General features: G+C 43.8%; 16 protein-coding genes. 10 read left to right on the top strand and 6 right to left on the bottom strand.

The features are described 5' to 3' along the window. The first annotated feature begins 462 nt into the window (after positions 1–462). From CHA01nite_RS15685 to CHA01nite_RS15675, 3 genes are read left to right on the top strand one after another with little or no spacing between them, the layout of a single operon-like run. Positions 463–1,341 (top strand): DMT family transporter, encoded by an 879-nt coding sequence (locus CHA01nite_RS15685; protein ID WP_146943053.1) that lies wholly within the window; start codon positions 463–465, stop codon positions 1,339–1,341. Between the two features lie 12 nt (positions 1,342–1,353). After that, positions 1,354–2,436, top strand: a complete 1,083-nt coding sequence (locus CHA01nite_RS15680) for a putative type IX sorting system protein PorV2 (RefSeq protein WP_146943051.1) — start codon at positions 1,354–1,356, stop codon at positions 2,434–2,436. A gap of 9 nt (positions 2,437–2,445) precedes the next feature. Then, positions 2,446–3,198, top strand: a complete 753-nt coding sequence (locus tag CHA01nite_RS15675; protein WP_146943049.1) for a hypothetical protein — start codon at positions 2,446–2,448, stop codon at positions 3,196–3,198. A 188-nt stretch (positions 3,199–3,386) separates the two neighbouring features. On the opposite strand, the gene uvrC is transcribed toward CHA01nite_RS15675, so the two are convergent. Then, complete coding sequence (uvrC, locus tag CHA01nite_RS15670; RefSeq protein WP_146943047.1) at positions 3,387–5,180, bottom strand: excinuclease ABC subunit UvrC; 1,794 nt, start codon at positions 5,178–5,180, stop codon at positions 3,387–3,389. A gap of 82 nt (positions 5,181–5,262) precedes the next feature. Beyond that, positions 5,263–6,024, bottom strand: coding sequence for a hypothetical protein (locus tag CHA01nite_RS15665; RefSeq protein ID WP_146943045.1), 762 nt, complete (start codon positions 6,022–6,024; stop codon positions 5,263–5,265). A gap of 133 nt (positions 6,025–6,157) precedes the next feature. Here CHA01nite_RS15665 and hutH point away from each other — a divergent pair, with 133 nt between their 5' ends. The 3 genes from hutH to CHA01nite_RS15650 all read left to right on the top strand — a co-directional run bounded on the left by hutH (position 6,158) and on the right by CHA01nite_RS15650 (position 10,375). Beyond that, a complete protein-coding gene (hutH, locus tag CHA01nite_RS15660) occupies positions 6,158–7,645 on the top strand; it encodes a histidine ammonia-lyase (protein WP_146943043.1) in 1,488 nt (495 codons plus the stop codon). Between the two features lie 312 nt (positions 7,646–7,957). Then, the gene (locus CHA01nite_RS15655) at positions 7,958–8,602 is read left to right on the top strand and encodes a hypothetical protein (protein WP_146943041.1); all 645 of its coding nucleotides are present in this window, start codon (positions 7,958–7,960) and stop codon (positions 8,600–8,602) included. A gap of 276 nt (positions 8,603–8,878) precedes the next feature. Next, a complete protein-coding gene (locus tag CHA01nite_RS15650) occupies positions 8,879–10,375 on the top strand; it encodes a S8 family peptidase (RefSeq protein WP_146943039.1) in 1,497 nt (498 codons plus the stop codon). Positions 10,376–10,415: 40 nt separating this feature from the next. On the opposite strand, the gene CHA01nite_RS15645 is transcribed toward CHA01nite_RS15650, so the two are convergent. After that, positions 10,416–11,585: a carboxypeptidase-like regulatory domain-containing protein gene (locus tag CHA01nite_RS15645; RefSeq protein WP_146943037.1), complete on the bottom strand. Its 1,170-nt coding sequence runs from the start codon at positions 11,583–11,585 to the stop codon at positions 10,416–10,418. 332 nt (positions 11,586–11,917) lie between these two features. Here CHA01nite_RS15645 and CHA01nite_RS15640 point away from each other — a divergent pair, with 332 nt between their 5' ends. Continuing rightward, on the top strand, positions 11,918–12,106 hold the full coding sequence (locus CHA01nite_RS15640; protein ID WP_228458432.1) for a hypothetical protein: 189 nt from the start codon (positions 11,918–11,920) through the stop codon (positions 12,104–12,106). Between the two features lie 51 nt (positions 12,107–12,157). Here the strand turns inward: CHA01nite_RS15640 and ygiD are convergent, their stop codons facing one another. Together ygiD and CHA01nite_RS15630 are read right to left on the bottom strand one after the other, a co-directional pair. After that, a complete protein-coding gene (gene ygiD / locus CHA01nite_RS15635) occupies positions 12,158–12,985 on the bottom strand; it encodes a 4,5-DOPA-extradiol-dioxygenase (protein ID WP_146943033.1) in 828 nt (275 codons plus the stop codon). Between the two features lie 77 nt (positions 12,986–13,062). Continuing rightward, a complete protein-coding gene (locus CHA01nite_RS15630; RefSeq protein WP_146943031.1) occupies positions 13,063–13,575 on the bottom strand; it encodes a YceI family protein in 513 nt (170 codons plus the stop codon). A gap of 415 nt (positions 13,576–13,990) precedes the next feature. Here CHA01nite_RS15630 and CHA01nite_RS15625 point away from each other — a divergent pair, with 415 nt between their 5' ends. From CHA01nite_RS15625 to CHA01nite_RS15615, 3 genes are all read left to right on the top strand, one after another. Next, on the top strand, positions 13,991–16,132 hold the full coding sequence (locus tag CHA01nite_RS15625; RefSeq protein ID WP_146943029.1) for a S9 family peptidase: 2,142 nt from the start codon (positions 13,991–13,993) through the stop codon (positions 16,130–16,132). A gap of 14 nt (positions 16,133–16,146) precedes the next feature. Next, positions 16,147–17,214, top strand: a complete 1,068-nt coding sequence (locus tag CHA01nite_RS15620; RefSeq protein WP_146943027.1) for an acyltransferase family protein — start codon at positions 16,147–16,149, stop codon at positions 17,212–17,214. Between the two features lie 537 nt (positions 17,215–17,751). Next, positions 17,752–18,777: an LLM class flavin-dependent oxidoreductase gene (locus CHA01nite_RS15615; RefSeq protein WP_146943025.1), complete on the top strand. Its 1,026-nt coding sequence runs from the start codon at positions 17,752–17,754 to the stop codon at positions 18,775–18,777. 134 nt (positions 18,778–18,911) lie between these two features. Here the strand turns inward: CHA01nite_RS15615 and CHA01nite_RS15610 are convergent, their stop codons facing one another. Continuing rightward, positions 18,912–19,358, bottom strand: coding sequence for a PH domain-containing protein (locus CHA01nite_RS15610; RefSeq protein ID WP_146943023.1), 447 nt, complete (start codon positions 19,356–19,358; stop codon positions 18,912–18,914).

Below are 19,358 nucleotides of genomic sequence, written 5' to 3'. Positions count from 1 at the left end.
AAATTCTTAATGTTAAAATATAAAAGGTAAATTTAAACAGGCTCTTACTATTACTATTTAAATATCGTTTTAAATCGGGACAAAGATGTTGATATATCGACCTGACGGGTTCTAAAAACCCGGTAAGTTTTAGAGGGCATCATTATGACAACAATTAATTTGTAAAAGTGTGGCCACAAAAGTCTAAGCAGGCTATTTAAATAAGATCCGTAGCGGTCATTTGCTGAATACAAAATGAAAGTTTACGAACGTAGTTCAGCTTTTGCAAAAGAAAAATATACGGTTGAAGGATAATTTACTGTTTGCGTCGATAACATTAAAAATCTCTGTACTTTTATTCCAAAATTTTGATAATACTACTCCTTAAATTTTCTCAAAAAAACCATTGTTTTAATATAAAATTATGATGGGTTTTGTAAAACCGATTTGTAAATTTGCAAAAATAGTATAAGAAGATAGGATATGCATAAATTGGCGCTTTTCAGGTTGCATTTGATTGTGTTTTTATGGGGGTTTACGGCAATTTTGGGAAAACTGATTCATGCGAATGCGGAAATCCTGGTTTTCTACAGGATGCTGTTTGCAGCGATCTGTCTTTTTGTGTACATCCGTGTATTCAGAAAAGACAGCATTAAGGTTTCCAAGAAAGTATTTTTCCAGCTGGCGGCGATTGGATTTTCCATGGCGCTGCATTGGTACTGCTTTTTTCACTCGATTAAAATCTCCAATGTCTCCATTGCCTTGAGCTGCCTTTCATTATCTACTTTGTTTGCATCCATTATGGAACCTGTGATTTTTAAAAGGAAAATCGATATTTCGGAAGTGATCATGGGAGTAGTGATCGTGGCCTGTATTTTAATGATATTCAAGACGGAATTCCAGTACAAAGAAGGGATTTTCTACGGCGTGCTGTGTGCCATCTTCGGGACGATATTTTCTGTTTTCAACGGGAAGATGTTCGGAAAAACCAGTTCGGGAAACATTATTTTTTACGAAATATTCTCCGGATGGTTTATTTTGATGCTTTTTTATCTGTTCAGCGGGCAGATTTTTGAAATTAATGAAATAAGTTACCGTGATCTTGCGTTAATAGCTTTACTGGCAAGTGTTTTCACGGCTTTCCCGATGCTGGAATCGGTAAATCTGATGAAATACATTTCGCCGTTCACGTTAATTTTAACAGTTAATTTAGAACCGGTCTACGGAATTATACTAGCTTTTTTTATCTTTGGAGAATCAGAACACATGAGTCCGGTTTTTTACATCGCTTCAGGAGTTATGATACTGGCCATCATTGCCAACGGATTGATAAAAGCTAAGAAACAAAAAACTTTAAATTAAGCATCAATTGATATGATGAAAAAATATCTACTATTTGTGTTCGCCCTGGTTTTCGGGATGTCGCAATCCCAGATCATCAGGAAATATTCCAATGAATTCTTAAATATCGGAGCGGGAGCCCGGGGGCTGGCCATGGGAGGCGCTGTGATCTCCAATCAGGATGACGTCTATTCCCCGATGTGGAACCCGGCCGGGCTGATGGGTGTGGAAAAAGACTGGCAGGGTGCTGCAATGCACGCCGAATATTTCGAGTCTATTGCCAAATACGACTATCTGGCCTACGCAAAAGTGCTGGAAACCGGAGTTTTCGGAGTTTCTGTCGTTCGGCTTGGAGTAGATAATATCCTGAATACCACCCAGCTTATTGATACCGAAGGAAATATCGATTACGACAAAATCACCAGATTCTCACAGTCGGATTATGCAGCGATCCTTTCGTATGCTTTTAATCCGGGTGGAAATACGAAGCTGGACGTCGGGATCAACGCCAAAATTGTGTACCGGAACGTCGGGAAATTTGCCAATGGCTATGGTTTCGGTTTCGATGTCGGAGCAATCTACAAACTGGATAACGGCTGGAAGCTGGGAGGGATGCTGAGAGATGCTACCACGACCGTCAACTTCTGGAGCGTTAACCAGAAAGAACTTTCCACGGTGGTAAACGGTGAAGAATTCAACCCTGCCCCGAAAGACAAAATGGAGCTTACAATGCCTAAACTGAATGTTGGCGCCAGTAAAATATTCGATATCAACAGCAGTGTGTATATATTGCCGGAAGCAGGGATCAATGTGGATTTTGCTAAAACTGCGGCCCTGGTTTCTACGGATTTCGCGAGTTTAACGCCTTACGCAGGAGCCGAACTGGGCTATCAGAAAATGATCTTTGTACGATTGGGGGTAAACAGATTCCAGTCCATCACTGATATTGAGGATCTCAGGAGAAAAGTTTCTTTTCAGCCGAGTGCGGGGATCGGGATCCGGTATCGTGGCCTTACGCTGGATTATGCCATCACGAATTCAGGGATCGGCGGATCGAATTTCTATTCCAATTTCTTCTCGCTGAAGCTGGATATCGGACAATTTAGAAATGATTAAATTTAGATTATGAAAAAGATTTCACTTCTCATCGTAACGGTTTGTTCGGTGCTTGCTTTCGGGCAGAAACTTTCGGATTATAAATATATATCTGTTCCTTCAAAATTTTCGACCTTTAAAAAAGAAGATTTCGGACTTGAGGGATTATTAACCAAGACCTTACGAGGTAAGAATTATATAGTCATTCCTGAAGATAAGCTGCAATGGCCTGCCGAGGCCCAAAGCAATCCCTGCAATGTCCTGATGGCAGATGTATTGAACGACAGCGGTTTTCTTCGCAATAAAGTGCTGCTTCAGTTTAAGGACTGCAATGGGAAAGTGGTTTCCTCTGCAAAAGGGGCCTCGAACATCAAAGAGTATAAAGAGGGCTATCAGGATGCGCTTAAACAAACCTTTATTTCCATATCACCGGCTAATCCTGCAAACAAAATAATTGCAGCAATTCAGCCTTCCACCGAGGAAACTTCTGTTTCCGCACAGCCGGCTGCATCTTCAGTGCCTGTTGAAAATACATCGGTAAGATTCAGCAACGGGAAAACGGATCTCCAGAAAGTTCAGATCGATGCCTCCCAGTTTATTCTGGTGGGGAACAACAGCTCTTCGCCTTTTGCCACTTTTAAAGCAACTACCAAAAACGACGTTTTCAGAGTAAAGCTTCAGAATGGCGAATCCACATTGGGGTATTATGAAAACGGGAACATCATTATAGAAATGCCACAAGGGAACGGCAATTATTCAAAGGAAATATTTACCAGGAAATAAATACCTGATTTTATTATAACTAAAAAGTCCTCAAGCAATTGAGGACTTAATTTTTGTAAATTTAAATGTTTAGAAGTTGTTAAGCGGTGTTTAACTTTGGCTAATTTATAAAAATTATTTAAATTAACAAATATTATGATTTTTAATTTTTTAAAATAAATTGAGATTTACGAATAATATTTTAATTTTTACAATGGGTTAAAGAAGTCGTAAATAACTTTGGCTTTGCTTTTCCCCAGAATCTCTTCCAGTGTTTCCAGATTTGATTCCCTGATCCGTTTTACCGATTTCAGTTTGGACAGCAGCAATTCAATCGTTTTTTCTCCGACGCCGGGGATTTCCTCAAGCTCAGATTTTATGGTTGAATTCGTTCTTCTGGTCCGGTGGTGCTTTACACCGAAACGGTGGGCTTCATCTCTTACCCGCTGCAGGATTTTCAGTGTTTCGGATTTCTTATCGAGGTATAACGGGATGGGATCTTCCGGGAAGAAAATCTCTTCCAGCCTTTTGGCGATACCGACGATGGTAATTTTTCCGTAAAGCCCCAACAGGCGCAGGCTCTTCACGGCAGAAGAGAGCTGCCCTTTCCCTCCGTCGATCAGGATCAGCTGCGGCAGGCTGTCACCTTCATCCAACAGTCTTTTGTACCGTCGGTAGATAACTTCTTCCATAGTTGCAAAATCATTTGCCCCTTCTACGGTCTTCGGGTGAAAAATCCGGTAATCCGCTTTGCTGGGCTTACCGTCCTTGAAAACCACACAGGCCGAAACCGGATTCGTCCCCTGGATATTCGAGTTGTCGAAACCTTCAATATGTCGCGGTTCTACCGGCATTCTCAGCAGTTTCTGCATTTCTGACATGATCCTGTTGGTATGCCTCTCCGGATCTATAATCTGCACCTGCTTCAGTTTTTCCAGACGGTATTCTTTAGCATTTTTTTCGGAAAGTTCCACGATCCGTTTTTTGTCGCCTACTTTCGGGACAATCAGCTTCACATTCGGGATTTCTACAGAGAGATGGAAAGGCAGCAGGATCTCTTTTGAATTCGAATCGAATTTCTGCCGGATTTCGATCATCGCTTCCTCCAGAATTTCATCATCGCTTTCCTCAAGGATCTTCTTGATTTCAGTGGTAAAGCTCTGGATGATATTTCCGTTCCTGATCTTAAAGAAATTCACGTAGGCTGCCGTTTCGTCACTGGTCATTCCGAATACGTCCACATCATCAATACTTGCATTAACAACGGTGTTTTTCGCCTGATAATCTTCCAGGGCATCCAGCCTTTCCTTGACGATCTGGGCATTTTCAAACTGAAGATTGGTAGCATACCTCATCATCTGATTCATCAGGTACTCCTTGGCTTTCCGGAAATCCCCCTTGATCATCCCGCGAATGGCGTCTATTTTTTCGTCATAGTCCTGTTTGCTTTCCAGTCCTTCGCAGGGCCCTTCGCAGTTCTTGATGTGATATTCCAGGCATACCTTGTATTTACCTTCTTCAATCTTGGCAGGTGCCAGGTTCAGGTTGCAGGTTCTGAGCTTGTAAATATGCTTGATGGTATCCAGCAGGATCTTGGCAGGCCGTACCCTGGCGTAAGGTCCGTAATATTCCGAGCCGTCCCTGATCTTCGTACGGGTGAGGAAAATCCTTGGAAAATCTTCGTTTTTGATGCAGATCCACGGATATGTTTTATCATCCTTCAACATGACATTGTAGAAAGGCTGATGCTCCTTGATCAGGTTATTTTCCAGGAGGAGGGCATCGTATTCGCTGTTGACGATCGTGGTTTCCAGCCGGTTGATTTTTCCGACCATGATTTTGATCCGGTAGCCCGGAAGGTTCTTGTTGAAATAAGAAAGAACCCTTTTCTTTAAATTCTTGGCCTTTCCCACATATAAAAGCTGATTGTTTTTATCATAATAGCGATAAACGCCGGGTTCGGATGGTAAAGTTTTGAGCTGTAATTCTAAAGAAGGATTCATATGAACAAAATTACGGAAATAAAGAGCAAGAAAAAAGCCATAGAAATCCTATGGCTGCACAATATTATGTTAAAGTTAATGTTTATCCGTTGCTCATGTCCGTATACTCATGAATCAGGAAGCTGAAATAATCCCATTCCACTGAATTTTTCGGGTACTTTTTCATGAATTCGGCATTGTCCCCGAAGAGGAAATCGTAATTGTCTTCAAAATCGTCCTTATGAAGCCACATCACCTTGTTGCCTTTTTTTAGGTAGTAGGATTTAATTACCCCGCCGCCAAGCTGAGGCCCGTATCCGAATGACACCCCGGCAGTTTCTTTGGCCCGCGGATCGTGATATACCGAGATAATATCATCGAATCCGGGATTGATTACCTGCATCAGGAATTCCTTATCATCCTTTTTATTTTTCAGGGAAACGGTCTGGTTGATAAAGTAGATCCTGTCACTGTTGGTGGTTTTTGTCAGTTTCTTCGTGCTGTAATTCCGGATGTTACCCATGTACTTTCCTACTTTCATGATCTTTTCGGCATTGCTGGGGTAGATGTACATTTCGGCGATCTGCTCTGCATCGAACACTTCGTTTTTCTTCGTCAGGCTGTCTTTCAGGGTTACTTCAAAGATCTGTCCTTTTTTCGTGTCGGTTTTGCTGCAGAATCCTTTGTGGGTGGATCCGTCTTTTAGGATGACAGTAGAAGTCTTGCGGGTGGAAGGCGTATTAAAGCCTTCGTTGAAAAGGTATTGCTCCATTTTCTTTACCTCTTCTTTGGAGTATTTTACTTTCTGTGCAAAAGAAACGCTGCCTGCAAGGGATAGGGCCAACAGTAAAAATTTAAGTTTCATAAGGATATTAATTTTTTTAATTTCGGCGGTAAAAGTAATGAATTAATCAATTGCCTTTCAGAAAATATCGTCTTTGAAAATTAAGTTTTCCCAATACTGTCTAAATGCTTAATTTTAGGACAAAATTTTGATAATGATATACGGTGTTGACGTTTTCAGTTTCCATGATGTCCTGGAAATCTGTAAAACTCCTGATAAAGCTAAATTAAACAAAGCCGCCAGAGAGCAGATTTTAAAATCCCAGAAAAATGTACAGCAGATTGTAGAGTCCGATCGTTGCGTATATGGAATCAATACGGGATTCGGGCCGCTTTGCGATACGAAGATCTCTTCCGATGAAACAGCTCTTTTACAATACAACCTGATTATTTCCCACGCCGTAGGGGTAGGGAAACCGATTGATAAAGAACTTTCCAGGATCATGATGATTGCTAAAGTTCATGCCCTGTCCAAAGGATTCTCGGGAGTTTCTCTTGAAGTGATCGAGCGGATGATCCTGATGCTGGAAAAAGACATTATTCCCGTAGTTCCGGAGCAGGGTTCGGTAGGTGCTTCCGGAGACCTAGCGCCGCTGGCACACCTGGTATTGCCGCTTTTAGGGTTGGGGCAGGTATGGGTAGGAAACGAAATCTTTGAAACGGCTGAGGTGCTGGAGAAAAACAGTCTGGAACCTCTGGCGCTGGGTCCGAAAGAAGGTCTTGGACTGATTAACGGGACCCAGTTTATTCTCGCTCATGCCATCAAAGGCCTGGAGAAATTCGGGTACCTGCTGGATCTGGCGGATATGACGGCTGCCATGAGTCTTGAGGCTTACAGAGGATCGGCAAGCCCTTTCAAAAAAGAGCTTCACGAGATCAGGCCTTTCGAGGGGAGCAAGAAAGTGGCGGCGAGAATGCTGAAATTCTTAAAAGGTTCCGACAACCTGAAATCACATGAATACTGTGACCGGGTGCAGGATCCTTATTCGATGAGGTGTGTGCCGCAGGTTCACGGAGCCAGCCGGAACGCTTTTGAGCACCTGAGAATGATGGCGGAAACGGAACTGAATTCCGTAACGGACAACCCGATTGTCCTGAGTGCCGAAGAATCCATCTCCGGAGGTAATTTCCACGGACAGCTGATGGCCCTGCCTCTGGATTATGCAACCCTGGCGGCGGCTGAGCTGGGGAATATCTCAGACCGGAGAAGCTATCTGCTGCTGGAAGGAAAATACGGATTGCCAAGATTATTAACCGAAAGCTCCGGACTTAATTCTGGTTTCATGATCCCCCAATACACTTCTGCGGCTTTGGTAACGGAAAATAAAACGCTTTGTTTCCCGGCTTCCGCCGATTCCATCCCAACAAGTCTGGGGCAGGAAGACCATGTTTCGATGGGAAGCATTTCCGGCAGAAAATTCAACCAGGTCCTTGGGAATTTAGTCAACATCCTGGCTGTTGAGCTGATGTTCGCCGCACAGGGACTGGAATTCAGAAGACCGGCAAAATGTTCAAAAATCATCGAGGAAAATTTCGCCATTCTCCGTTCCAGAGTAGCAAAACTGGAAGATGACCGCCTGATCGGGAAAGATATGCTGGCCATTGCAGAGCTGATCAATGAAAGGAAATTTGTGGTAAACTAGTTTCAAATTAATGTAAGTTCAATATAAATATAAGAGTCATCACTATAGCAATAGGTAATTATCATCCTAAGCCCGTCGAAGGAAAACAAATTTTGCCTCAGTGGCTTCAGCCTGATTTATGGTATTGAGCTCATAGTCAGATAACAAAAGGCTTCCAAACGGAAGCCTTTTTAATCATAAAATTTAAATGTGATGCTTTTGTAAAGGAAAGTCAATATAACAAGTCGGAGGATAAGAAGCCTTTAAATTTAAAGATGATTGCTATCTTCTTTATTATCTCCGATTGCAAGGGAGAATATTTAAAAATAAAAAGTGAAAGAAATTCATTGCAAAAAATGCGGAAAAGAAATTATCATATTGCCTCTTACGGAGAAGCAGAAACTTGATATTTATCTTTTGATGCAAAATGATTTGAGATTATTTCTTGAGCAGAAATTAATCAGTGATTTTAATTTGGATAAGGAGAAAGTAGAAGCTGTCATCTGCCATCTCAACAAAAAGCAAGACTGCTGTGCTGCTTGCGGATCAAAGGTACTGGCCAGTGAATGTACTGAGTGTCCGGATTGCGGAGCTTTCAATTATAATCTGCAGGAGCCTGTATTCAATATTGAATTTTGCAGCCATCTGGAATGGTCGCTTGATTTCAGTAATACTGAACAGGAAAATACGGAATATTATGTTGAATCTTTCTGGTGTGACGGAATTCTGCAGATCCCTGAAGATCCGGAATCTTTATTATACGATAATATTAAAAACGATAAGCAGATTGTCACCAAAGCATGGATCGGATATGGAGGTCAGGACATTTATGAAATGAAAATAAAGTTTGGCAGAAAGTCACTGGGCAACTATAAAAAAGGGAAAAGCATTATCGGTTGTATTCCTAAAGCCGGCAGGAAAGAGAAATGGATTACTTTGGATGTGAATAAAAGGAAAATCGAAATTCAATTGACCTAATGTGTACTGAACATTAGTTAATGTTTTCTATAATCCAAAATAAGATCAGAGATTTCAAATAAAGTTTGTTCTTAACGGATTACAAATAAAAGATTTTATTGAGGTTTAAGATTGGTGACCGTAATATTTCTTACATCATCCAGCATCCCTCTTCCAGCCTCTAATCGGTATCCATTATTATTCAAAGCATAACAGAATCAAAGATTATTTTAATTTCAAAAGGCTGTAATTCAGTCTAAAGTGATATATTGGTCTTGCAAATCAAATCTATTGAATATGAAAAAAAGTGTCTTTTATCTATTCTTATCCCTTGCCGTTTTTACGGGATGCAACAGGGACGACCTTCAGGGCAATATGGCTGAAACCGAAATTACACAGAACGATCCGTTAACCGCCAGGCAGATCAACGAAAAAATCAATGAAACCATCAAAACCAAAGGGCGGTTTTCCTGGAATGCATCTTCCGATCACTTTGTGTGGAGTGCCATTTATCAGGGAAATAAAATCGCTTCCATCGGGTTCGGTTCTTCATTCGACAGAAGCCTGGATGCCAACAGCAAAACCATGGAAAATGAAATTTTAGAGCTGATCCAAAAGTACGAAGGCAAAACAGACCGGATCGTCTTGTCTTCGGATCCTTATTTAAATCAGATCGATGTAGCTATCGAGAAGCAGGAAACCATAGTCGCACTCAGGAAGCTCAAAAGCATCCGGTATCTGGAGCCAGCCGATTACCGCTATTTTGAAAATGAAAGACAATTCGGCGTTACGTCCAAATCCGGCAGCAGCTCATCAGGCTGCGGGTTTGAGTCTGCATCCTTAAGCACTTCCGATTACACTACCGTTTCACCCAACGCTAAAGCGCCATGGTCATTTGCAAAGCATAACATCGTCAATGCCTGGAGTTACAGCACAGGGCAGGGGGTTACCATCGGAATCATCGACAGCGGGGTTTCTCCCGAGCAGACCTTATTGGGCAGCAGCTTCAACAACGGGCTTTCATCAGGAAGAACCATCAGCAAAAACGGAGTTTATGTGGATTCCGTATGGCCTTGGAGTACCGGCTACGACGGCTCTGCAGACAAATGCGGCCATGGAACCAGCATGGCTTCAGCGGCGGCGGCACCCCGCAACAATATGGGGCAGCCGGTAGGAATAGCTTACAACGCGAATCTGGTTACTTACCGGGCCGCCTCCAACGTGGTGCTGGACGGCTATCATGAGCAGAACGGCGTGAAGATCGCTTTTACGGAACTGGGAAACAACACGAATGTAAAAATCATTTCCATGTCGATGGGGCACATCTTCTCCGTCGGTAAGATTGAAGACGGGGTGAAATATGCCTACTCCAAAGGAAAACTGATCTTCTGTGCAGGTGGAACTTCTACGAGTTTCACCAATTTCGTGGGCGTAATCTTTCCGGCGTGGATGCCCGAAACGCAGGCCGTCACCGGCGTAAAAGAAAATACCGCCAACCAGAAATGCGATGTGTGTCATTCCGGAGCCGAAATCGACTTTACCTACCAGATGGAAAGGGCTTCGGCAAGCAACATCCCGGTGTTGAGCTATTATAATGCACAGACCGATTATGTGGGCGGCTCTTCCGTAGCCACAGCCTCCACCGCCGGGATCGCTGCGCTGGTATGGGCGAAGAACCCTTCCTGGACGAGGGATCAGGTGTTGAATAAAATGAGACAGTCGAGCACCTATTACCCGAATCCGAATTCCGATTACGGCTATGGAAATATCAATGTTCTGCAGGCCGTGCAATAAATATCCGGCAATCAGGTTTTTTAAAAGACGGCAGCATTCCCTAATCTCCGGGCTGATAATCCAGAGGCAGCATATTTTCCATCTTGTTTTTGGTAAAGTCGCCTTCTGCGATCAGCAGATCAGGATTGGAAATGCTCCCGTCTTTTGAAACTTCAAAAGTTTCCCCTTCCGGATGTAAAAAGGAAGAAATCACTACGGGAATTTTACTTTTTATGAATTCCTTGCCATTCTGTTCGTAATAATATTTCCTGTAATTTACCTGAAGCATATCCTTAAACGTAAACAGGACTTCCCCGCCGTTTCTCTTTACATAGGCGGAATCCGGAAGCATGGTTTTAACAACCGCCAGCGCAAATGGTTTCTCATTATTTTTGCGTCGGGAAATATCTCTGATGTTGTCGGGAAGGTTCAGTTCTTTGTTCATCAGGGCAGTTTGTGCAAAATCTTTTAAAATTTCAAGTTCTTCTGCAGTGGGATATTTCGGATTGGGCACCTTAACAACATGATTAACAATAAACCGGTCTTCAGTTATGGCATTGCGGTAGATGCTCCTGAAAAAGTGAAGAAGGCTGCCGTCATAAGCATTGAGCCGGTTCAGCCTGACCTTCGGGGTGTTTTTGGTTTCCTTAAAGACACTGGTACCTGTATAATTAACCATCCGGGATTCAAGGTCGGCGGAAAAACTCAGAAGGTTATATTCGATTTCATACCCGAGGTTTTTATTTTCGATAATTAATGTTTTCGGGGCTTTCACCTGAAGCAGCTTCTTTTTCTTATCGTAGGCAAATTTCAGGGAACGCTGGTTTTTAATTTTTACGTTCTGCTGATCCTGGCCTATGAAAGCGTCCAGAAAATAACTGATATGGTTTCTGTAAGCCTCTTCCGTATACGGTACCAGCACAACTTCCTCAATATCGTTCGCTTTAAGCAGGATCACCTTTAACGTTTTATCAACGGCGCTTGAAGCAGGTATTGTAACGGTTTCATAGTTTTCTTTCCGGAAAACCAGGCTTCCCGTCCCTACGGAAGAAACGCTCAGCGAAAAGGTTCCGTCTTCCTGAGAGACGGTTCTGATCTTGGTTCCGTCGAGATAGATGCTCACGGCGCTGAGCTTTTGGCCGGCGTCATTCAGCACCCTTCCATGGATTATCTGAGCTGCGGTGGTGCAGAAAAAAGAAAAGGTTAACAGAAGAAGCAATAATTTTTTCATGGTAAGCAATATTACCAAATTTCCGGCGGCAAAAAAAGGGTAACCGCAATTTTTCTGATCCCGCAATGCGTATTTCTACGTATAGTGAAAAAAGAGTAAATCTACGGTAAGTTTTTCAGTATAAGTATACTACCTTTGACCTGTGATCACAAACAAAAAACTGATAACCGGGAGCTGAAAACCATTTTAAACGGGCGTTATCCGAAAAGCCATACGAGTAGGAAAAAACAAAATCAATAATCATCATCATGGAAACACAAGAATTAGTATTAGGGGGATGGACCAAGTACCACGCCCTTACACCGGAAGACCAACAAGTATTCGACGAAGCAATGAAAGGATTTGTCGGAGTAAAATACACCCCGCAGGAAGTGTCTACCCAAGTGGTAAACGGTACCAACTACCGTTTCAGATGCGATGCGTCGATGCCAGGCCCTCAGCCAATGAACTGGGAAGCGATTGTGGAAATCTATGCTCCTATCGAAGGCCAGCCGCATGTAGTCTCTATTCATAGAATCTAACAGGCATCAGCTTAATCATGGTAAACCGGAAGTATTCTTCCGGTTTTTTCTTTATCCGATCCGTACACTCGTCATGCTCAGCGAACCACCGATCAGTTCGTCATTGAATAAAGACAGGCTTTCGGACTGTTCTTTCAGTCCCAGCGTATAGATCAGCGGTAAGTAATGATCAGGAGTAGGGACTGCATACTGAAGGGCTGTGCCCTGCTTATGGTAATCGATGATGGGCTGGAAATTCCCGTCCAGCAGCCATCCGTTGGTTTTTTCCCGGGCTTCAGCGGCCCAGTCCCAGCCGGCGCCGGGCGTACTGATGTTCCGCCAGTCGATCAGCCGAAGGTTATGGATGATGTTTCCGCTGCCCACGATTAAAACCCCTTTTTCACGGAGCGTATTCAGCCGCCTGGCCAGGCCGAAATGATACTGCGGAGGTTTCGTATAATCGATGCTCATCTGGATCACGGGAATATCCGCATCCGGATAGAGATGTTTAATCACCGACCAGGCTCCGTGATCGAGACCCCAGCTGTGGTCTTCTTCCACCGGTACCGGGGATAATAAGGCCGCCGTTTCTTTTGCCAGCTCAGGATTTCCGGGAGCAGGATACTCCACATCAGACAAGGCCTGCGGAAACCCTCCGAAATCATGGATGGTCCGGGGCATAGCCATCGCCGTTACCTTGGTGCCGTCCGTAAACCAGTGGGCCGAGATACATAAGATGGCATTCGGCCTTGGAATTTCAGTTGCTGCTGTGCGGAAACCCTGCACAAAAGGATTTTCTTCAATCGCATTCATCGGCGAACCATGCCCGAGAAAGAGAACGGGCATCTTCTGCGTAGGATTGAAATGATCACTGATATTCTGAAGATCGTTAAGGTTCATACTGCTCACTTTTAGAAAAAACAAAAGGTCCAAGGTTTTTAGAAAATCCCTGAACCTTTTAAAATAAGTTTAAAAAATTAAGCCTGCTTTACAAACTGTAATTCTCCGGCGATTTTTACTTCTTCGCTTACCATCACACCGCCTGCTTCAAGCGCTGCGTTCCAGTTCAGTCCGAAATCTTTTCTGTTGATTTTCCCTTCAAAAGAAAATCCTGCTTTCGTATTTCCCCACGGATCTACATTGATACCTCCGAAATCCACATCCAGTACTACCGGTTTGGTAACTCCGTTGATCGTAAGGTTACCGGTCACTTCGTTGTTCAGGGCAGTAGATTCGAATGTGATGGTCGGGTTGGCTTCCGCATTGAAAAACTCCGCAGATTTCAGGTGGTTGTCACGGTCGGTATTGTTCGTAGAAACAGAAGCCGTCTGGATGGTTGCCGTTGTTTTAGCGTTGGCAAAAGTATCGTCTTCCGCTTCGATTTCTGCGGTGAAATCGGTAAAGTTTCCTTTGATATTGGAAATCATCATGTGTTTTACTTTAAACGTGATTTCACTGTGTGCCGGGTCTAAATTCCATTTTGTTGCCATTGTAATATTGTTTTGTTGTTAATTATGTTGCAAAGGTAGGCCTGATTCCTTCTTCAAACCATTGACGTAGGTTAAGAAATGATTTTTACAGTCTCTTTTTATTTTTTTTCAGGAGCTGTTTCCCGCTATCCACTGTATCTTTTTTGTCGCAGCCTCCGCTGGGCTCCACCCGCAACAAAAAAGGATGCCGTTTCTATCGGGGCTAGGCTGGCAGTCTGTATCCGGCATTCCGGCCATAAGATCAACAGAATTACAACCTGGCGATTTTAATTTATCACGTATAACCCATCACTCATCACTCAATTTACGCAATATTTCCCTTCCTGCGACATTCTCCCCTTGCTGACGTTTTAATTTAACGTTTCCTTAACGATTGATAATTATTTCTTATTTTTGGAGGATTCAATTTTATACGATGAGACTATATAAATTATCTTTATGGATGGTGGTTTTGGGAGGCAGCGCATTGGCTCAGACCCAGAAATTCACGATGGCGGAGGCAGTAAACGGATTGAGAACGAACCTGGCCGTTAAAAATATTTCCCAGTTTTCATGGTCTGCAGACGGCAGATCATATATTCAGGCCGTAAAAGGCGGATATCTGATTACTGATCTGAAAACCAACAGGCAGGATACCCTGGTGTCCTTAACCCAACTGAACAGAAATCTGACGGACAATAAGTTCAAAGCCGTTCCGCCGATGAAATTCACCGGGACAAACCAGGGGTATTTCAGTTCGAACGGGAAAATGGTGTGGATGGAAAAATCCGGCAACGACTGGAAAGCCAGAACGACTGTGGCCGTAGATGAAAATGCAGAGAATATGAAGGTATTCGGCGATAACCGGACCTTTGCATTTACCGTAAAGAATAATCTCTTCGTGAATAAAAACGGGAAAACCATCGCGGTAACCAACGATTCCAACGAAAATATCCTGAACGGGGCCGCTAACGTCCACCGGAATGAATTCGGGATCGACACGGGGATTTTTCCGGCTCCCAACTCTGAAAGTGTCGCTTTTTACCGCATGGATCAGACCATGGTGGCCGACTACCCGGTTATCGACTGGTCCGTAACACCGGCCGTGAACCACAACATCAAATATCCGATGGCCGGCAAAACGTCGCATCAGGTGACGCTGGGCGTTTTCAACATCAAAAGCCAGATGACCACTTTCCTGAATATCGAAGGGGAAAAAGACCAGTACCTGACGGCCGTCACCTGGAGCCCCGATTCAAAATACATTTTTGTCGGTGTCCTGAACAGGGGGCAGAACCATCTCAAAATGAACCAGTATGATGCCGCCACGGGAAACCTGGTAAAAACCTTGTTTGAAGAAACCAGCGATAAGTACGTGGAACCCCAGCATCCGCTCACCTTCTTCCCGAATTCCAATACCGATTTCATCTGGCAGAGCCAGAGAACGGGATACAACCACCTGTTCCACTACAGCCTGGAGAAAGGCCTGGTGGCCCAGATCACCAAAGGCGACTGGCTCGTGAACGAGATTTTAGGATTTAACGAAAAGAAGAAAGAAATCTATTTCACCTCCACCAAAGAAACACCGCTTGAAAAACACCTCTACCGGATCAATTGGGTAAACTTCAGGATGCAGCGGATGGATAACGCAGACGGCGTACATTCCGGTGTGCTGAGCAGCGACGGGAACTACCTGTATGATGTATACAGCAATGCCAATACCCCGAGAGTAGCCAACATCATCAACACCAACACGCTGAAAACAAGCAATCTCCTGACTTCGGAAAACCCGCTGAAAAACTACCAGCGTCCCGAAATTAAGAATGTCAACCTGAAAGCAGACGACGGAACCCTTTTGTACGGAAAAATCATTCTCCCGACCCATTTCGATCCCAATAAAAAATATCCGGTCATCGTGTACCTGTACAACGGACCGCACCTGCAGCTGATTACCAATACTTTCCCGGCATCCGGAAACCTTTGGTACGAATATATGGCGCAGAACGGATACATCATCTTCACCATGGACGGAAGAGGTTCCGCCAACCGCGGCCTGAAATTCGAGCAGGCGGTATTCAGAAACCTCGGAACCAACGAAATGAACGACCAGATGAAAGGGGTGGAGTACCTTAAATCCCTGCCTTATGTAGATGCCGACCGGATGGGAATCCACGGTTGGAGCTTCGGAGGGTTTATGACCACCAGCTTTATGCTCCGCAAGCCGGATGTCTTCAAAGTAGGCGTTGCCGGAGGCCCGGTGATCGACTGGAGCATGTACGAAATCATGTATGGCGAAAGATATATGGATACACCGCAGGAAAATCCGCAGGGGTATGCCACGGCCAACCTGCTGGACAAAGTACAGAACCTGAAAGGGAAACTGCTGATGATCCACGGGGCACAGGATGACGTGGTGGTGTGGCAGCATTCCGTTAAGTTCATCAAGTCCGCAGTAGACAACGGGATCCAGATGGATTACTTCGTTTATCCCGGCCATCCGCATAACGTGATCGGAAAGGACCGCGTGCACCTGATGCAGAAAGTAACGGATTATTTTGATCAGTACCTGAAAAAGTAATCCCTGAAAAATAAATGAGTTTCATAAAAACAGACAGGGTACACTTTCATACGTTCGATTCGTTGAGGTTCCTGTCTTTTTTATTGGTTTTCCTGCACCATTCCCCCGTTCCCCGGAACAGTTGGTTACACTGTTTCTCTGCGGAAGGGGGGATTGGTGTTTCTTTTTTCTTTGTCCTCAGCGGCTTTCTCATTACCTACATTCTGATTCTTGAGAAAATCAACCATCAGGGGAAGATTCCTTTGAAAAAGTTTTTTAAAAGGAGGATATTAAGAATATGGCCATTGTACTATGCCATGGTCCTTTTTGCCATGGTTACCCCCTGGATCCTGGATTTCCTGAACCTTTCGTATTCCGATAAAGGCTATCGTCCCGATTGGTTCCTGACGCTTACCTTTCTTGAAAATTATAAAGGCATGTTCGAACACCAGCTCCCGAACGTTTCACCGCTCACGGTGATCTGGTCGCTTTGTATTGAAGAACATTTCTACATCCTCTGGGGTCTGGTTTTTTATTTTATTTCTCTGAAGAATATCCCCACGCTGCTGGCGGGCTGTATTCTATTCTCATTCCTCATGCAGACGGTCTATGAAAAGTACGGTATTAGCACGGCAGATCTTTTTACCAACATCCATTATTTTGCTTTCGGGGCTCTTCCGGCTTACCTCTTTGTTTTTAAAAATAACCTGATCGAAAAGCTGGGCCGTATTCCGTCTGTTTATAAATACACGTATGCCGTACTGGTGCTCATCGCCATCGTAGTCATTGCCAATACAGATTTAATTCCCGATCCGAGATTATCTTCGCTGATATTCAGTATTTTGTTTTCCGCACTGATCCTATCGGCCTTAAGCCAAAAAAATGCGTTCAGGATTTCCGATAACAGCATCCTCGCATGGCTCGGGAAATACACCTACGGACTGTATTTATTCCATACCATCTGCATCATGCTGTTCTCTAAAATCGGAATTTACATGGAACTGGATTGGATAACAGTCACTTTGCTGTCCTTCATTTCTTCCGTATTCCTTTCCGTACTGTCCTATCATTTCTTTGAAAAACAGTTTTTAAAGTTTAAATAATGTGAGACAATCATTTGAATGAGTCGATTATCGCATGAGAGAAATTTCCAACCTCGGTTACCTTCCTGACCCAGATCATATTATGACCCATAAACAAAATAGCCGATGGATTAATTCTAATGATTTCTGACTGTAAGAATATCACAAAAGATAAAAATCTTCCGGAGTTCCGGTATTGCAGAATGCTGGTGATTTACTACACAGATATTGCTCTTACGGGGCAAATTAAAAAGCTGATCAATTGTAACATGCATTCGAATATTTAAATTGAGTTCAATATATAGGAGAGCGCGTATATCAATAGAGATGGGCTTCACCTTATTTATCTGACAATTATCAGTATCGGCTTTAGCCAAATTGAACCATAACAAAAATACAAAGATTAAGCACGATCGTTGATTATGATATTGGCTGGGAAAACTTCCGCCATCCGGCGTCCCTCTTCCGGGATTCTGAATATTTCCGCCTTCCGTTCTTAACAAACATCAATGCTTCTGATGTTTCGTTGCCGTACCTTTGTACTATAAAATCAACAATATGGAATTAGGAATAGGAATGTTCGGCGATCTGTCGTTCGACCGGACCACCGGAAAATATAGGGATGCAGGCATTAAAATCCGTGAAATCCTTGAGCAGGTAAAACTCATGGATGAAGTGGGGATCGATGTTTTTGCCATGGGCGAGCATCACCGTCCGGATTATGCGGTTTCATCACCGGAGATCGTACTGGCGGCTGCGGCAGGCATCACTAAAAACATCAGGCTGGCCAGCGGCGTTACGGTACTGAGTTCTTCCGAGCCGGTGAAAGTTTATGAAGATTTTGCAACGTTGGATCTCATCTCCGACGGGCGTGCTGAAATCTATGTAGGCCGAGGTAGCTTTATCGAGTCTTTCCCGCTGTACGGATACTCATTGAATGATTACGAGGAGCTCTTTAATGAAAAATTAGACTTATTACTCAAAATAAATGCAGAAGAAAACGTTACCTGGAAAGGGAAGCTCCGGGCGCCGATGCAGGGCCAGACCGTTTACCCGAGGGCAAAAAATGAAGGAAGACTGCCGATCTGGAGAGCGGTGGGCGGAACCCCGCAGTCGGTGCTTCAGGCTGCCGAGCTGGGAATGCCTTTGGTGGTAGCGATCATCGGAGGGATGCCGGTACAGTTCAGGAACCTGATCGAGTTTTACAAGCAGGAATACAAGAAAGCGGGCCACGATGTCTCCCAAATGCAGATCGCGATCCACTCACATACGTTCGTCAGCGATGATCCTGCCGTGATCGACGGGTATTTCCACACCTATAAGGCACAGATGGACCGGATCGGTTCTTCCAGAGGGTGGGCACCCTTCTCGAAAATGCAGTATGAAGGCGGAAGAAGCAAAGACGGGGCACTGTTCATCGGAAGTCCGAAAGAAGTAGCCGACAAAATCGCTTATATGAAAGAGATCTTCGGCATCACCCGGTTTATCGGGCACATGGATGTCGGGGATCCGGCACATGACCTCATGATGAAATCCATTGAACTCTTCGGTAACGAAGTAAAACCTTCAATACAGAATCTATAAATCAGAATCTCCGCTGAAACCCGGCGGAGATTTTTTTTAAAGTGAATTCGGTTGTAATTTTACTTTTATTGGGAAACTTCCGGCATCCAGCTTCCGGCTCATTTCCTGATTTCTGATTGGGGTTTACGTTATTCTTAAACACGGTCAAACCTTTCTTTCTGCTCATTCAGCAACGCCGCCAGTTTTTTGCCGGACATTCCGTACGTATCAGGAAATGCGCCTGTCTTTACCTTCATCCCGGAAGTTTCCGGAAGATCCTGATTGAGATCGAAAACAACCATCGTGTTGAGGAAAAAGTTTTTGGTCCTGAAACCGCTGACGGAACGCCACGGGATAAATGTTGACCTGAAAAGGTTCTTCATTGCTATACCCTGATCGTCAATTTTAAGATACGAAGCACCAGGCATCAGGTTTACAATAAAAGTGAGCAGGCACAATCCAAAGAAAAAAATGATAAAAACGGAAGACAATCTATTATTATCCGTCATTGAAATTCCAATGATGATAAAAATGGTACTCATAACAGAAAATAAAATGCTTTTGCCTTTTCCGGGTTTTAGGATAATCGATGAATTTTTCAT

The sequence above is a fragment of the Chryseobacterium hagamense genome (assembly GCF_007991455.1).
GTDB classification, from domain to species: domain Bacteria; phylum Bacteroidota; class Bacteroidia; order Flavobacteriales; family Weeksellaceae; genus Chryseobacterium; species Chryseobacterium hagamense.
This window is presented reverse-complemented; position numbering and strand designations above follow the sequence as displayed.

Coding starts and splice junctions, on each gene's coding strand:
- hutH (WP_146943043.1), top strand. CDS start 6,158: ATGATATACGGTGTTGACGTTTTCAGTTTCCATGATGTCCTGGAAATC.
- CHA01nite_RS15630 (WP_146943031.1), bottom strand. CDS start 13,575: ATGGCAACAAAATGGAATTTAGACCCGGCACACAGTGAAATCACGTTT.
- CHA01nite_RS15680 (WP_146943051.1), top strand. CDS start 1,354: ATGATGAAAAAATATCTACTATTTGTGTTCGCCCTGGTTTTCGGGATG.
- CHA01nite_RS15625 (WP_146943029.1), top strand. CDS start 13,991: ATGAGACTATATAAATTATCTTTATGGATGGTGGTTTTGGGAGGCAGC.
- CHA01nite_RS15665 (WP_146943045.1), bottom strand. CDS start 6,024: ATGAAACTTAAATTTTTACTGTTGGCCCTATCCCTTGCAGGCAGCGTT.
- ygiD (WP_146943033.1), bottom strand. CDS start 12,985: ATGAACCTTAACGATCTTCAGAATATCAGTGATCATTTCAATCCTACG.
- CHA01nite_RS15610 (WP_146943023.1), bottom strand. CDS start 19,358: ATGAAAAATTCATCGATTATCCTAAAACCCGGAAAAGGCAAAAGCATT.
- CHA01nite_RS15620 (WP_146943027.1), top strand. CDS start 16,147: ATGAGTTTCATAAAAACAGACAGGGTACACTTTCATACGTTCGATTCG.
- CHA01nite_RS15685 (WP_146943053.1), top strand. CDS start 463: ATGCATAAATTGGCGCTTTTCAGGTTGCATTTGATTGTGTTTTTATGG.
- CHA01nite_RS15650 (WP_146943039.1), top strand. CDS start 8,879: ATGAAAAAAAGTGTCTTTTATCTATTCTTATCCCTTGCCGTTTTTACG.
- CHA01nite_RS15645 (WP_146943037.1), bottom strand. CDS start 11,585: ATGAAAAAATTATTGCTTCTTCTGTTAACCTTTTCTTTTTTCTGCACC.
- uvrC (WP_146943047.1), bottom strand. CDS start 5,180: ATGAATCCTTCTTTAGAATTACAGCTCAAAACTTTACCATCCGAACCC.
- CHA01nite_RS15640 (WP_228458432.1), top strand. CDS start 11,918: ATGAAAGGATTTGTCGGAGTAAAATACACCCCGCAGGAAGTGTCTACC.
- CHA01nite_RS15615 (WP_146943025.1), top strand. CDS start 17,752: ATGGAATTAGGAATAGGAATGTTCGGCGATCTGTCGTTCGACCGGACC.
- CHA01nite_RS15675 (WP_146943049.1), top strand. CDS start 2,446: ATGAAAAAGATTTCACTTCTCATCGTAACGGTTTGTTCGGTGCTTGCT.